General features: G+C 71.9%; 1 protein-coding gene. It reads right to left on the bottom strand.

Translation table 11 applies throughout. The features are described 5' to 3' along the window. A partial coding sequence (locus tag PUR56_RS04565) for a glycoside hydrolase (RefSeq protein WP_329947941.1) occupies positions 1–334 on the bottom strand: 334 nt, incomplete at both ends.

Below are 334 nucleotides of genomic sequence, written 5' to 3'. Positions count from 1 at the left end.
GTACTGGTCGGGCCGGAGGTTGTTCTCCCAGCTGTTGACCGCGCCGGAGACCAGGCCGCTGACGGTCATGAAGTACGGGGCGGAGTTGGAGAACGCCTCGAAGGTGTCGGCGCCGCGGCTCTGCGCGGCGGCGAGCCACCAGCGCTGGTTGGCGTCCGCGGCGGCGTTCCAGTGGTTCGGGTCGTTCGGGTTCAACCAGTCGGCGGGCTCGACTCCACCGTTCGCGCCGCCCGGCTGCGGGGCGAACTCCGCAGGGCGGTTCCAGTGGCCGGGAACGGCTGCTCCGGCCCGCATGTACGGCACGGTCTCGGGGCTGTCGCCCCCGCCGATGTTG

The sequence above is a fragment of the Streptomyces sp. BE303 genome (assembly GCF_036290945.1).
Classification (GTDB): domain Bacteria; phylum Actinomycetota; class Actinomycetes; order Streptomycetales; family Streptomycetaceae; genus Kitasatospora.
This window is presented reverse-complemented; position numbering and strand designations above follow the sequence as displayed.